Source organism: Microbacterium sp. Yaish 1, assembly GCF_002245215.1.
Taxonomy (GTDB): Bacteria; Actinomycetota; Actinomycetes; order Actinomycetales; family Microbacteriaceae; genus Microbacterium.
On record NZ_NPMR01000002.1, the window covers coordinates 653,820 to 667,649 of the forward strand.

A 13,830-nucleotide genomic window follows, 5' to 3' on the forward strand; every position below is an offset into this window, starting at 1 on the left:
CTAATGCACAGTTCCGCCCCCGCCACCCCGCCCGCCACGAGCTATCGCGAGCGCCTGAGCCCATCGCTCTGGCTGCTGGTGAGCGCGGCCGTCTGCGGCCCGATGGTCGCCCTCGTGCTCGCGCCGCTCGACTCGATCGTCGGGCTCGTCGCCGGGATCGTCGTCGGCGCGCTCATCGTCGCCGGCCTGATCGCCCTCTCACCGGTCATCGAAGTCGCCGACGGACGCCTGCGCGTCGGCCGGTCGAGCATCGAGCTCGGGTATCTCGGCCGGATCGAGGCGCTGACGGGCGACGATGCGCGACAGGCACGCGGGCCCGGACTGTCGCCGAGCTCGTGGCACCTGCTGCGCGGTGGCATCGACGGCGTGGTTCGCGTCGCGATCGACGACGACGACGATCCGGTCGCGCACTGGGTCTTCTCCTCCCGGACGCCGGCCCGGGTCGTCGCGGTGATCGAGAGCGCTCGCGCGGACGCGGCGTCCCGTGCCCGCCGGGCCTAGTCCGTCACACCGCTTCGCGCAAAAGACAGACCCCCGACGCCGGAGCGTCGAGGGTCAGCGAGAGTCGTGATGCTCAGGCGGCGCACTCGGTGCAGATCGCGCCGACCTTGGTCTCGTGGTCGATCTGGGTGCGGTGCTTCACCAGGAAGCACTCCATGCACGTGAACTCGTCCTCCTGCGGGGGAAGGACGACGACATCGAGCTCGAGGTCCGAGAGATCGGCCCCGGGCAGCTCGAAGCCGGACGGGTTGTCCGCGTCCTCGTTGTCGATCGAGCCCGACGACTTGTCGGGCACGCGCTCCTTCAGGGCCTCGATCGACTCGCTGTCGTCCTCGGTCTTGCGGGGTGCGTCGTAATCCGTAGCCATGTCGAAAGGCCTCTACTTCCAGGTGTTGCCGGTTGCCGCGCCGAGTGGGGCGGCGATAGTTTGCATGACGGGCGCGTATTTCGCAAAACGTCGCGGAAGATCCTTCCGGGAACGGATGCGCACGACCGGTTCGCCCCCCGAAACCGACGGCGCGCCCCGGATATTCCCGCGGTCCCCGGATGCCTGTGACACCATGACGGCACACGCATCGCTGGGAGGGTTCTGCGCATGGAACAGCTCAAGGTCATCGGGACCGAGGAGGGCATCCTCGTCCTCGCAACCGAGTCCGGGGAGCGCTTCGCGTTGCCGGTGAACGAGACGCTGCGCGCCCAGTTGCGCCGCGCCCGTCCGGCTGACGAACCGCGGGCGCCCCGCCCCAGTCCTCGCGAGATCCAGTCGCACATCCGCGCCGGCATGAGCGCCGCGGATGTCGCCACGCTCCTCGGCATCCGGGTCGAGGACGTCGCCCGCTACGAGCGGCCGATCATCGCCGAACGCGAGCACATCGTCGGACAGGCCCTCGCGGTGCCGGTCCTCATCGCGGGCGAGCTCGAGCCGGATGCCCAGCCGACCTTCGGCACCGCCGTGCGCACCAAGCTCGCCGAGGCGGGCGCGACGGGTGAGCGCTGGAGCAGCTGGCGCGAGCCCGACGGCTGGATCGTCAAGCTCGAGTTCACCGTGGGCGAGGTCGAGCACGACGCCCGGTGGTCGTTCGACCCCCGACGCTCGTCGCTCGCGCCCCTCAACTCCGACGCGACCCAGCTGTCGCGGCAGGGGTCGCTGCCCGAGGGGCTGATCCCGCGGTTGCGGGCCCTCGACACACCGCAGGCCAAGGACGAGTCGCGGTTCGACAGCGGAGCGTTCGGCCCGCGGCATCCCGCCGCCGAGCCGGAGACGGCGACGTCCGGCTCGCTGCGCAGCACGACCGCGAAGGACGCGGCGATCAAGCGCGCTCCCGAACCGGTGGTGACGTCGTCCGAGACCGCCGACCTCCTCGAGGCGCTCCGCCGCCGCCGCGGACAGCGCGAGCCCATGCCCGGGGAGGACCGCGGGCAGGACACGCGTGAACGGACGCCGGTCGCGCTCTTCGACGCGCTCGAGCCCGGCTATCGCGAACCCGCCGAGCCGGCTCCCGAGCCCGAGGCGCCCCAGGCGGAGCCGGCGAACGAGGACGCGGCCCCGGAGACCCGCCGCCGCGGCGGCCGGACCTCGATGCCGTCGTGGGACGAGATCGTCTTCGGCGCGCGCAGCGAAGACGCCTGATCGCTCAGGCGGCGCGCTGGGCTCGACCTCTCAGGCGAACACGCCGAATCGGATGAGGGGAACGATCCGTTCCTGGTCGGTGAGCGACCCGTGCTGTCCGATCATCCGCTGCGGCTTCTTGTCGGTCAGCCGGTCGTCGTAGTACGCCACGCTCGAGCGAGCGGCGACGAGGACGTCCCCGATGCGCGGCGCCACCTCGGGGTGAACCGTCCCGAAGAGCCCGGCGTCGACGGCCTCGGCCCGGGTCATCACCCACGCACGATCCGATTCCGATTCTCGCCAGCGCGAGGCCACGCGTTCGGCGGCGCCGTCTGACGCGTAGAGGTGAAGCATCCGCGGCTCGCCGCCGATGACATCGACCTCATCGAGCAGTTCGTCGCCTTCCCGCAGCAGGACGTGCCGGTGCGCGGGGACGTCGATCATGCCGTGATCCGCCGTCAGCACAGCACCGATGCCCGGCCCCAGCCGACGATCCCACCGGCGCAGCTCGGCGTCGAGCGATTCCAGCTCCGCCGCCCACCGGTCACCCTCCCAGCCGTGCCCGTGGCCGATGACGTCGAGCTCCGGGATGTAGACGTAGACGAGAGCTCCCTCGTGGGCTCCGGCGAGGGCCTCGGCCCGCGCCAGACGCTCGCCGATCCCGGAAGCCGGCACGAACTCCGCCCCGCGGACGGTCGCCGTCGTGAACCCGGTGGCGGCGTACTGCGCACGGCTCACGACGAAGCAGCGGCGGCCCGCGGCGGCCTCACGCTCGAACACGGGCTGCGAACGCTGCCAGGAGAGCGGGTCGAGGCCGTCGTCTTCCCAGCCGGTGAGCTGGTTCGGGGCCGAGGCCGTGCCGGGCACCCTCACCCGATAACCGACGATGCCGTGCTCCCCCGGCGGCACAGCTGTGAAGAGACTGCTCAAGGCGGCGGCCGTCGTCGCGGGGAACACCGTGCGGGCGGCATCCCGCTTGGTCATGCGCTCGGAGAGGAAGCGAGCGTAGGCGGCGCGCTGTGCGAGGTTGCCGCGTCCCAGCCCGTCCGCGACGATGACGATCGCCGACCGTGCCGGAGCGAACCAGTCGGACCGACCCGACAGCGAGGTCAGCAGCTGCGGCAGCACACCGGTGAGGCTCCGGGCCGTGGGCGGGTCGATCGGTAGGCTTGAGGGCATCGCGGACAGTCTGACACAGACCGCATCCGCCCTCCCATCCCCGATCGAGGTCCGAACAGCTTCATGGCCGCATCCCGCACCGCTTCACCCGTCCCCGACCAGCCGGAGCGCATCGAGGACGTCGACGTCTCGGCGGAGATGCAGGGATCGTTCCTCGAGTACGCGTACTCGGTCATCTACTCCCGCGCTCTCCCCGACGCTCGCGACGGCCTGAAGCCGGTGCAGCGGCGCATCCTCTTCCAGATGGCCGACATGGGCCTTCGTCCCGACAAGGGCCACGTCAAGAGCGCCCGGGTCGTGGGCGAGGTCATGGGAAAGCTCCACCCGCACGGCGATTCGGCGATCTACGACGCGCTCGTCCGCCTCGCCCAGGACTTCGCGCTGCGTGTGCCCCTGGTCGACGGACACGGCAACTTCGGTTCGCTCGACGACGGCCCGGCGGCCGCGCGCTACACCGAGGCACGGCTCGCGCCTTCTGCTCTCGCTCTGACCGAGAATCTCGACGAGGACGTCGTCGACTTCATCCCGAACTACGACGGTCAGTTCCAGCAGCCGGCGGTCCTGCCCGCCGCGTACCCCAATCTGTTGGTCAACGGCACGACCGGCATCGCGGTCGGCATGGCGACGAACATGGCGCCGCACAACCTCGTCGAGGTCGTCGCAGCAGCCGTGCACCTTCTCGACAATCCCGAGGCGACGCTCGACGAGCTCATGGAGTTCGTGCCGGGCCCCGACCTGCCCGGCGGCGGCGTAATCGTGGGGCTCGACGGGATCAAGGACGCGTACGCCAACGGGCGCGGCACCTTCCGCACCCGCGCCAAGGTGTCGGTCGAGTCGCTCGGTCCGCGCCGCACCGGCCTCGTCGTGACCGAGCTGCCCTACATGGTCGGTCCCGAGCGGATCATCGAGAAGATCAAGGATGCGGTCAACGCCAAGAAGCTGACCGGCATCTCGGATGTCCAGGACTTCACCGATCGCAACCACGGGCTGCGCCTCGTCATCACGATCAAGACCGGGTTCGACCCGAACGCGGTGCTCGAGCAGCTCTACCGGTTGACCCCGCTGGAGGACTCGTTCGGCATCAACAACGTCGCGCTCGTCGAGGGACAGCCCCAGACCCTCGGGCTCAAGGAGCTCCTCCGGGTCTACCTCGACCACCGCATCGAGGTCGTCACGCGACGCAGCCGTTACCGGCTCGCCCGGAAGCAGGAGCGCCTGCACCTCGTCGAGGGCCTGCTGATCGCGATCCTCGACATCGACGAGGTCATCCAGGTCATCCGCACCTCCGATGACGGCGAGCAGGCGAGGACGCGACTGATCGACGTCTTCGATCTCTCGCAGCCGCAGGCCGATTACATCCTCGAACTGCGTCTGCGCCGCCTGACGAAGTTCTCCCGCATCGAGCTGGAGACCGAGCGCGATCAGTTGAAAGCCGAGATCGCGCACCTCGAGGAACTCCTCGCGAGCGACGTGCTGCTCCGAGCCCAGGTGGCCCGCGAGCTCGAGGCGGCAGCCGAGACCTACGGCACGCCGCGTCGCACGCTGCTGCTCAACGGCGGGCCCGTGACCGCGCGCTCGGGCAAGAAGGCCGCCGCCGACCTGCAGATCGCCGACGCGCCCTGCCGCGTCTTCCTCTCGGCGACCGGCCGAATGGTCCGGGCAGAGCTCGGCGAAGACCTGCTCAGCAGCGGTATCGTTCCGCCGGCCCGGCGCAGCAAGCACGACGCCATCCGCTCCGCCGTCGACGCCACGGTCCGCGGTGACCTCGGCGCCGTCACCAGCTCCGGACGCCTCGTGCGCTTCTCCCCCGTCGACCTGCCCTCGGTACCGGGCAACAGCGTTCAGCTCGCGGCGGGGTCGAAGGCCGACCAGTATCTCGGTCTCGGAGCCGGCGAGCACGTCGTGGCGATCGTGCCGCTGACCGGCGAGCCGCCGATCGCCCTCGGCACGGCTCAGGGCGTCGTCAAGCGCGTCGCGGCGACCGAGCTCGCGCCGGGCAAACCCGACGCCGAGATCATCTCCCTCAAGCCCGGTGACCGGGTCGTCGGCGCCGCCCCGGCGCCCGACGGCTCCGAGCTGGTCTTCGTCACCTCCGACGCGCAGTTGCTGCGATTCGATGCGGCGGCGGTGCGTCCGCAGGGTCGCGCGGCCGGCGGCATGGCGGGAGTCCGCGTCGCGGACGGTGAGCGCGTCATCGCGTTCACCGCGGTCGCGGCATCCGATGACACGGTCGTCGTGACGATCGCGGGCTCGACGCAATCGCTCGCCGGTGCCGACGCCGGCAGCGGCAAGGTGTCGGCGTTCTCGGAGTTCCCCGCGAAGGGACGCGCGACAAGCGGAGTCCGCGCACAGCGGTTCCTGCGCGGCGAGGACACGCTGACCCTCGCGTGGGTGGGCGACTCCCCGCGCGCGGTCGGTCCCGACGGCGCGACGCGGGCCCTCCCCGAGGCGGGGGCCAAGCGCGATGCCTCCGGCCAGCCCCTCGACGGCGTCATCGGCGCGATCGGCACCGTCGTCGCCTGAGCCCGCCCGGCCCCGAACCTCGGAGCATGACGCCACCGTCGGACGCTTCGCCGGAATCCCTCCGAACCTCGCGTCATCCTCCGAGTTCCGTGCGCGCGGCCGCGGCGCGGGTCAGGCGTCGATGGACTCGCGCGAGAGGCGATCGCTCGAGGTGACGATGAAATCGCGGCGCGGGGCGACCTCGTTGCCCATGAGCAGCTCGAAGACCGCATTGGCGGCGTCGGCATCCTCGACGCGGACACGGCGCAGCGTGCGGCCGGCGCGATCCATCGTGGTCGTCGCCAGCTGATCGGCATCCATCTCGCCGAGGCCCTTGTAGCGCTGCACCGGCTCCTGCCACTTGCGGCCCGACTTGCGGAGCTTCGCGAGCAGCCCGTGCAGCTCGGCCTCCGAGTAGGTGTAGATCGTCTCGTTCGGCTTCGAACCCGGATTCACGACGACCACACGATGCAGCGGAGGCACGGCAGCGAACACGCGGCCCTCCTCGATCAGCGGTCGCATGTAGCGGAAGAAGAGGGTCAGCAGCAGCGTGCGGATGTGCGCGCCGTCGACATCGGCGTCGCTCATCAGGATGACCTTGCCGTAGCGGGCCGCGCTCAGGTCGAACGAGCGCCCGGAACCGGCGCCGATCACCTGGATGATCGCGGCGCACTCGGCGTTGGAGAGCATGTCGCTCACCGACGCCTTCTGGACGTTCAGGATCTTGCCGCGGATCGGGAGGAGCGCCTGATACTCGCTGTTGCGGGCGTGCTTGGCGGTGCCGAGCGCCGAGTCGCCCTCGACGATGAACAGCTCGGATTCGGCCACGTCGTTGCTGCGGCAGTCCGCCAGCTTCGCCGGCAGCGACGACGACTCGAGCGCGGTCTTGCGGCGCTGCGTCTCTTTGTGCGTGCGCGCCGAGATGCGCGCCTTCATCTCGGAGACGACCTTCTCGAGCAGCTGTCCGGTCTGGGCCTTGTCGTCGCGCTTCGTGGAGGAGAAGAGCGCCCCCATCTCGCGATTGACGACCGAGGCGACGATCTGGCGCACCGCCGGCGTTCCCAGGATCTCCTTGGTCTGGCCCTCGAACTGGGGCTCGGGGAGCCGGACCGTCAGCACCGCCGTGAGGCCGGCGAGGATGTCGTCCTTCTCGAGCTTGTCGTTGCCGACCTTCAGGCGTCGTGCGTTCTGCTCGACCTGGCTGCGGATGACCTTCATGAGCCCCTGCTCGAAGCCCTGCTGGTGCGTTCCGCCCTTCGGGGTGGCGATGATGTTCACGAACGACCGGGTGACGGTCTCGTAGCTCGTCCCCCATCGCAGCGCGATGTCGACCTCGCAGGACCGCTCGACCTCGGTCGGCACCATGGCTCCGTTGGCCTGCAGCACGGGGACGGTCTCGGTGAACGTTCCCGAGCCGGTCAGGCGCCACGTGTCCGTGATCGGCGCATCCGGGGCCAGGAACTCCGCGAACTCCGAGATGCCGCCGTCGAAGCGGTAGCTGGTCTCGACCCGCTCCTCGCCGCGCTCGTCGACGATGACGATCTCGAGGCCGGGCACGAGGAACGCGGTCTGCCGCGCCCGCTGCACGAGCTCTTCGAGGTGGAACGCGGCATCCTTCGTGAAGATCTGGCGGTCGGCCCAGTATCGGATGCGGGTGCCGGTGGTGCCTCGGGGCGCTTTGCCGACCACGCGCAGCTCGGAGGAACGCTCGAACGGCGTGAACTCCGAATCGGGAGCATCGCCCGCGAACAGACCGGGCTCGCCGCGGTGGAACGACATCGCGTAGGTCTTGCCGCCCCGATCGACCTCGACGTCGAGGCGCTCGGAGAGGGCGTTGACGACCGAGGCTCCGACGCCGTGGAGTCCGCCCGACGCGGCGTAGGACCCGCCGCCGAACTTTCCGCCGGCGTGCAGCTTGGTGAACACGACCTCGACACCGGTCAGACCGGTGCGGGGCTCGACATCGACGGGGATGCCGCGAGCGCGGTCGCGAACTTCGACGCTGCCATCGGCGTGGAGGACGATGTCGATGCGCGAGCCGTAACCGCCCAGGGCCTCGTCGACGGAGTTGTCGATGATCTCCCAGAGGCAGTGCATGAGGCCGCGGGAGTCGGTCGAGCCGATGTACATGCCGGGGCGCTTGCGGACGGCCTCCAGCCCTTCGAGCACCTGGAGGTGGTGGGCGGAATACTCAGCAGTCACGATCTCCAAGCGTATCCGCGGGCGCCGACACGACGGGGAGGACACACGCGCGCGGGAGCGACTCGAGCCCGAGTGCGCGCGGTGAGCGTACGCGCTGAGCGAAATGATCGTCAAACGGGGCATACCCCCGGCTGGGCGTGGTTGTATCGAGGGACTCAGTTGCACGACCCGATCGACCGAGGAGGCACCCATCATGACCACGAACACTTCCGAGAGCACCGCCGTCCTCGACCACCGCCTGACCGCGGCCGATCGCTGCGACTCGTGCGGCGCCCAGGCTTACATCGCCGCAGAGGTGAACGGCAGCGAGCTGCTCTTCTGCGCCCACCACGGCCGCAAGTACGAAGAGAAGCTGCGCGCCGTCGCCACGAGCTGGCACGACGAGACCTCGCGCCTCGTCGCCGCCGGCTGAGGCCGGCTCCACGACGAAAGCCCCGAGCATCATGCCCGGGGCTTTCGCGTTGTCCGGCGGCGAGGTGCGATGCCGGGTCGCCGGTCAGAAGCCGACGGCTGCCTGGTAGACGGGAAGCAGGCCGGTGCGCACGCCCGAGGCGGACGGTTTGGGCTGGAACACGCTGGAGTTGTGGTTGCCCTCGATGACGACGGGGCCGTTGGGCGTGATCGCCAGGTCCCAGCCGACGTAGGGAGCTTCCGGTGTCCGGCGCGCGAGCTGCTCGGTGAGGGCGAGCACCTGGTCGAACAACGGCACCGTGAAGCCGACGATCGGGGTACCGGTGACGGGGTGCTCGCGATAGACGTTCGAGTTCTTGTCGACACCCGGATAGAGGGCGACGCCGTGCTCGTCGAGCATCGTGAACATGCCGCCCGAGGCGAAGTTGTCGATGACGTCGCCGTTCCCGATGCGCAGCACGCCGGCCAGGAGGCGAACGTGTCCGTCGGGGGTGAGGAACGTGATCATCCTCACCGTGTTGACGCTGTCGGGATAGAGCGAGGCCATCTCGGGGTGCTGGACGATGAACTCGTCGACGATCGACTGGCCCGCTGCGGTCGCCTCGGCCCGGAACGCGGCGGCATCCGTCACGTTCTCGTGCAGGGTGATTCCCCCGCCGCCGTGCCCGTCGAGCGGCTTGGCCAGCACCTTCGGGTGCCGCGCCAGGAACGCGGCGAGCTCGGCGTCGTCGACATCCCGGAGGTCGAGCGTCTCGCGGCCGAGCAGGTCGGCGTACTCGCGCGCGAAGCGGCGCTTGTCCTCGAGTTTCGCGCGCCCCTCGGGCGTGTTGTGCATGCGGGTGATCCGGAACGACTTCGGGTGCGTCATCCAGGTCGCGCGCTCGCGTGCGTTGAGCAGGCGGATGTCCCACACCGCGTAGTCGCGGAAGCCCATGTCGTACTTGACCGAGCACCACAGCATGTCGGCGATGATCAGCGGCAGCGGCGCTCTCGACACCTTCTGCACCTGACGCCCGAACTCGATGAGATTGCCGACCCGGATGTTGCGGGCGCGGTCGAGGAGGTAGCCCAGCCGGACGCGTGATCGACCCATTGCTCGTTCTCTCCGTGTTCTCGGTGTTCCGGTTGCGGATCCGCGGGCGCTCAGAAGCGCATGGCCGCACGGTAGCGCGGCAGCAGCCCGCGCCGGATGCCCGACACCGACGGCTTGGACTGGAACACGCCCGTGTTGTGGTTGCCCTCGATCACGACCGGACGCTCCGGCGTGATCGCGATGTCCCAGCCGATGTACGGCATCTCGGGAACCCGCCGGGCGAGCCGATCGACGAGCTCGAGCACCTGCGGGTACAGCGGAACCTGGTACCCCGTGATCGCGACTCCCGTGATCGGGTGCGTCTCGAAGGGGCGGCCCTCTTCGTCGCTCGCGGCGTGGCGCGCCCGCCCCTCCTCGTCGAGCATGGTGTACATGCCGCCGTTGGAGAAGTTGTCGATGACCCCGCCGTTGCCGACTTTCAGCACCGCGGCGAGGACGTGCACGACGTCGTCGGGATCGCGGTAGGTCACGACGCGCAGCGAGTTGACGCTGCCGGGATACAGGCGGGCCATCTCGGGATGCTGCACCAGGACCTCCTCGACGAGCGTCTCGCCCGACGCCAGCAGTTCCTCTCGGAGGCTCGCGACGTCGCCGATCGAGGCGACCTCGCGCATCGTGATGCCGTTGCCGCCGACTCCCCCGGGGTTCTTCGTGATGACGCGCTCGCGGCCGTCGAGGAAGGCCGCCAGCGCTGCGGTGTCGGACGAGGCGACATCGAGCCACGCGCGCCCGAGCTCGTCGCCGAACCGGCGAGCGAACTGGAGCTTGTCGTCGAAGACACCGCGCACGGAGTTGTCGTTGAGGCGCCGCGAGAGGTGGAACGACTTCGGGTCGGTCATGTAGGTGCGGCGCTCGCGCGCCTTGAGGATCCGGAAGTCCCACTCGGAATAGTTCTCGAACGTCGTCTCGTAGCGGACGGCGCACCACGCCATGTCGGCCGCGACCCACCAGACGGGCGCCTTCGAGAGGGCGGCGGACTGCCGGGCGAACTGCAGCACCCGCTCGCCGTCGAACGAGACGACGCGGCGGACGAAGAAGCGCGCGCGCCGGTAGAGCCGATTCACCGCTCCCACGTCAGACCTCGCGGATGACGCCGAGCGGCGTCGACTCGTGGCCCTGACCGAGCGGGTTGTCGCGCAGGATCCGCACGAGCCGCTGCTCTCCCGCCTTGTCGAGCGTCGAGCCGAGGATGTTGCCGCCGATGTCGTTGATGTCGACGACCGCCACCTCGGCGATGCCGCCCAGCTGGGACTTGATCCGCGCGGCCACGCCCTTCGGATCGGTCGGGCCCAGGACGACCGCCTTGTTGTAGGGCGGGATGGTGCCCGACGTCGGGCCGTCGATCGCGCGCGCTTTGTCTCCCGCGACACGGTAGAAGTCGCCGCGTCGGCCGAAGAGCTTCGTGACGGCGCTGACCGCCGCGGCGAACAGGATGCGCGGCGTACCGCACTCGCGGAGCGCCATCTCCATCGTCTCCGGCATGCCCAGGCCGATTCCGTACGGCGTGCGGGTGACGTACGTGGAGAGGAACCTCGCGAGCGGGCGAACACGGATCTCGTCGAGCGTGTACGAACGGCCCTGCGTGATCGCGACGATCTTCTCGGTGACGAACAGCAGGTCCCCCGCCTGGACGGTCGAAGCGGCGTACTCCGAGATGACGGCGTCGAGATCGTCGCCGGGCATCACCACACGGGTGCGGATCGGGATCCGCGCGTAGGAGGTGCCGTCGACGACGACCTCGAGAGCCTTGCCCTCGTTCGCGGCGCCGGTCACTCGAGGTAGTCCCGGAGCGACTGCGACCGCGACGGGTGGCGCAGCTTGGCCATCGTCTTCGACTCGATCTGACGGATGCGCTCGCGCGTGACGCCGAACGTGTCGCCGATCTGGTCGAGAGTCTTGGGCTGACCGTCGCCCAGGCCGAAGCGCATGCGGATGACGCCCGCCTCGCGCTCGCTGAGCGAGTCGAGGAGCGACTCCAGCTGGCGCTGCAGCATCGTGAAGCCGACGGCGTCGGCCGGGACGACCGCCTCGGTGTCCTCGATGAGATCACCGAACTCGCTGTCGCCGTCCTCGCCGAGCGGGGTGTGCAGCGAGATGGGCTCGCGCCCGTACTTCTGGACCTCGATGACCTTCTCGGGCGTCATGTCGAGCTCGCGGCTGAGCTCCTCGGGCGTGGGTTCGCGACCGAGGTCCTGCAGCATCTGACGCTGCACGCGGGCGAGCTTGTTGATGACCTCGACCATGTGCACCGGGATGCGGATCGTGCGCGCCTGGTCGGCCATGGCGCGCGTGATCGCCTGACGGATCCACCACGTCGCGTAGGTCGAGAACTTGAAGCCCTTGGTGTAGTCGAACTTCTCGACGGCGCGGATGAGGCCGAGGTTGCCCTCCTGGATGAGGTCGAGGAACTGCATGCCGCGACCCGTGTAGCGCTTGGCGAGCGACACGACCAGACGCAGGTTCGCGCCCAGGAGGTGGCTCTTCGCGCGCTGGCCGTCGCGGGCGACCCACTGCAGGTCGAGACCGAGCTGACTCGACTTCTCGGCAGCGGACATGTGCGACAGCTTCTCTTCGGCGAACAGACCCGCCTCGATGCGCATCGCGAGCTCGACCTCTTCGGCCGCGTTCAGCAGCGGGACCTTGCCGATCTGCTTGAGGTAGTCCTTGACCGGGTCGGCCGTGGCGCCGGTGATCTGCGTCGAGTAGACGGGGACGTCTTCCTCGTCGCTCGAGGAGATGACGATGGCGCCGGTGGGCAGGGCCTCGGTGACGGCCGGCTTCTTCGGCTCGTCATCGTCCTCGTCGTCGTCGGCCTTGGCGGCGTCGCCCGCGGGGGCGGCGTCGTCGTCCGAGGCGTCGTCGGCGTCGACCTCGACGTCGACCTCGACGTCCTCGTCGTCCATCTCTTCGTCGTCGTCGGCCTTGGCCTTCGCCTTGGAGGCCTTCGCGGGCGCGGCCTTCTTGGTCGCGGCCTTCTTGGCGGGCGCCTTCTTCGCGGCGCTCTTGGGCGCAGCCTTCGCCGCGGTGGCGGGCGCGTCCTCGACGAGTTCGGTGTCCTCGCTCGCGCGGGTGCGGGTGGTCTTCGTGCCTGACGTCACGGTTAGCCTCTCACCGGTGCGAACGCACCGGGTTCTCGGACACTAGTAAGACCCTTGTCAAGTCCCCCGCCACTCGAGCGAACGAGGAGCACAGGATCGACAACGGGTCAGGTCCTTCATTGTCTCATATCTCGTGCGCTGTTCCTGCGCAAGCATTCATTCCTATGAGAACGCCGACCGGGCGTGACGCATTCCCTCCACCGGGAATCGGGGTGCGCAGCGTTCCGATATCAGGAGCGTCCGCGCTTGTCGTCGTCGCCCGGCGGGCGCGACGCGAGGAATCGTTCGAGTTCGGCGGCCAGCTCATCCGCGCTCGGAAGATCACCCGTATGGATGATGGGCTGCCCGAGAGCCGACGCCGCCATGTAGGAGTCGTACCGTTCCTCGAGCGTGTGCAGCATCGTCGTCAGCTCTTCGCTGCCCGACACCTGGTCCTCGACCTTCTCGAGATAGTCGCGGTTCTCGTTGCGGAGCGTGTCGCTGTCGAACACGAGCCCGGTCGCGACGCTGAGGCTGTCGAGGCCCGCGATGGCTGCGGCGGGGTACTCGGTGTCACCGAGGTAGTGGGGCACCAGCAGCGCGAAGCCCGCGACGCGCGCATCCGCCTCCGCGAGCCGGAGCTCGAGCAGATGTCCCGCCGTGGCGGGGATCTGCGTGCGCGGCTGCCACACGGAGTGAGCCGCGGTCAGCTCGGATCGGGTACCGCTGACCGTCGCCCCGATGGGACGGGTGTGGGGCACCGGCATGGGAATGGCATGCACCCACGTGATCGAGGCGACCTGCATCCCCTCGGCCAGCCCCACGACCGTTTCGGCGAAGGCTTCCCAGGCGAAGTCCGGCTCGTAGCCCGCGAGCAGCACGAACGGCTGACCGAGCGAGTCGTGTGCGAGCGACAGCTCCAGGCGCGGCGCGCGGTAGTCGGTCAGGTGGTCCTCGTCGAAGGTCACGATCGGCCGACGCGCGCGGTAGTCGAACAAGACGTCGTTGTCGAAGGCGACGATCGTCGTCGGGTCGAGTTCGCCGCGGAAGTACTCCACGATGCGGGACACCGCGCCGCCGGCATCCGTGAATCCGGTCAGCGCGATGACGAGCGGCAGCCCCGCGGGGACGGGCGGAGACCCGGCGGCACGTGCGTAGAGCGGTCCGGACAGCGGCATGCTCCAACTCTACGAGGCGCATCGCGCCCCGGAGGCGGCTCGCCCCTCGCTGACAGCGAACGCCGCCGGCTCGCGAAC

Annotated in this window: 12 protein-coding genes; 4 read left to right on the plus strand and 8 right to left on the minus strand. The window is 69.5% G+C overall.

Annotated features, from left to right (window positions below; all coding sequences use genetic code 11):
- The first annotated feature begins 3 nt into the window (after window positions 1-3).
- Window positions 4-501, plus strand: coding sequence for a DUF3093 domain-containing protein (locus CI089_RS12230; protein WP_094261804.1), 498 nt, complete (start codon window positions 4-6; stop codon window positions 499-501).
- A gap of 73 nt (window positions 502-574) precedes the next feature.
- Here the strand turns inward: CI089_RS12230 and CI089_RS12235 are convergent, their stop codons facing one another.
- Window positions 575-868 carry a DUF4193 domain-containing protein gene (locus CI089_RS12235; protein ID WP_023951316.1) on the minus strand — a complete coding sequence of 98 codons (294 nt, stop codon included), beginning with the start codon at window positions 866-868 and terminating at the stop codon, window positions 575-577.
- A gap of 228 nt (window positions 869-1,096) precedes the next feature.
- Between CI089_RS12235 and sepH the strand changes: the two genes are divergently transcribed.
- A complete protein-coding gene (gene sepH / locus CI089_RS12240) occupies window positions 1,097-2,131 on the plus strand; it encodes a septation protein SepH (protein ID WP_094261805.1) in 1,035 nt (344 codons plus the stop codon).
- A gap of 30 nt (window positions 2,132-2,161) precedes the next feature.
- Here sepH and CI089_RS12245 read toward each other — a convergent pair whose 3' ends face one another.
- Window positions 2,162-3,289 carry an alkaline phosphatase family protein gene (locus CI089_RS12245; protein WP_179223324.1) on the minus strand — a complete coding sequence of 376 codons (1,128 nt, stop codon included), beginning with the start codon at window positions 3,287-3,289 and terminating at the stop codon, window positions 2,162-2,164.
- Between the two features lie 63 nt (window positions 3,290-3,352).
- Between CI089_RS12245 and CI089_RS12250 the strand changes: the two genes are divergently transcribed.
- Window positions 3,353-5,812 (plus strand): DNA gyrase/topoisomerase IV subunit A, encoded by a 2,460-nt coding sequence (locus CI089_RS12250; RefSeq protein WP_094261806.1) that lies wholly within the window; start codon window positions 3,353-3,355, stop codon window positions 5,810-5,812.
- A 111-nt stretch (window positions 5,813-5,923) separates the two neighbouring features.
- On the opposite strand, the gene CI089_RS12255 is transcribed toward CI089_RS12250, so the two are convergent.
- Window positions 5,924-7,993: a DNA gyrase/topoisomerase IV subunit B gene (locus CI089_RS12255; protein ID WP_023951320.1), complete on the minus strand. Its 2,070-nt coding sequence runs from the start codon at window positions 7,991-7,993 to the stop codon at window positions 5,924-5,926.
- A gap of 193 nt (window positions 7,994-8,186) precedes the next feature.
- Between CI089_RS12255 and CI089_RS12260 the strand changes: the two genes are divergently transcribed.
- On the plus strand, window positions 8,187-8,405 hold the full coding sequence (locus CI089_RS12260) for a DUF7455 domain-containing protein (protein WP_023951321.1): 219 nt from the start codon (window positions 8,187-8,189) through the stop codon (window positions 8,403-8,405).
- An 84-nt stretch (window positions 8,406-8,489) separates the two neighbouring features.
- Here CI089_RS12260 and CI089_RS12265 read toward each other — a convergent pair whose 3' ends face one another.
- The 5 genes from CI089_RS12265 to CI089_RS12285 form a co-directional block, all read right to left on the minus strand.
- Entirely contained in the window at window positions 8,490-9,497 is a 1,008-nt protein-coding gene (locus tag CI089_RS12265; RefSeq protein WP_094261807.1) for a sugar-transfer associated ATP-grasp domain-containing protein, read from the minus strand.
- A 50-nt stretch (window positions 9,498-9,547) separates the two neighbouring features.
- Window positions 9,548-10,561, minus strand: a complete 1,014-nt coding sequence (locus CI089_RS12270) for a sugar-transfer associated ATP-grasp domain-containing protein (RefSeq protein WP_256977934.1) — start codon at window positions 10,559-10,561, stop codon at window positions 9,548-9,550.
- Window positions 10,562-10,571: 10 nt separating this feature from the next.
- Window positions 10,572-11,270, minus strand: coding sequence for a coenzyme F420-0:L-glutamate ligase (locus CI089_RS12275; RefSeq protein WP_094261809.1), 699 nt, complete (start codon window positions 11,268-11,270; stop codon window positions 10,572-10,574).
- Window positions 11,267-12,595, minus strand: a complete 1,329-nt coding sequence (locus tag CI089_RS12280; protein ID WP_094261810.1) for an RNA polymerase sigma factor — start codon at window positions 12,593-12,595, stop codon at window positions 11,267-11,269. Before CI089_RS12280 ends, CI089_RS12275 begins: the two co-directional genes overlap by 4 nt.
- A 230-nt stretch (window positions 12,596-12,825) precedes the next feature.
- A complete protein-coding gene (locus CI089_RS12285) occupies window positions 12,826-13,752 on the minus strand; it encodes a proteasome assembly chaperone family protein (RefSeq protein ID WP_094261811.1) in 927 nt (308 codons plus the stop codon).
- Window positions 13,753-13,830 lie beyond the last annotated feature (78 nt).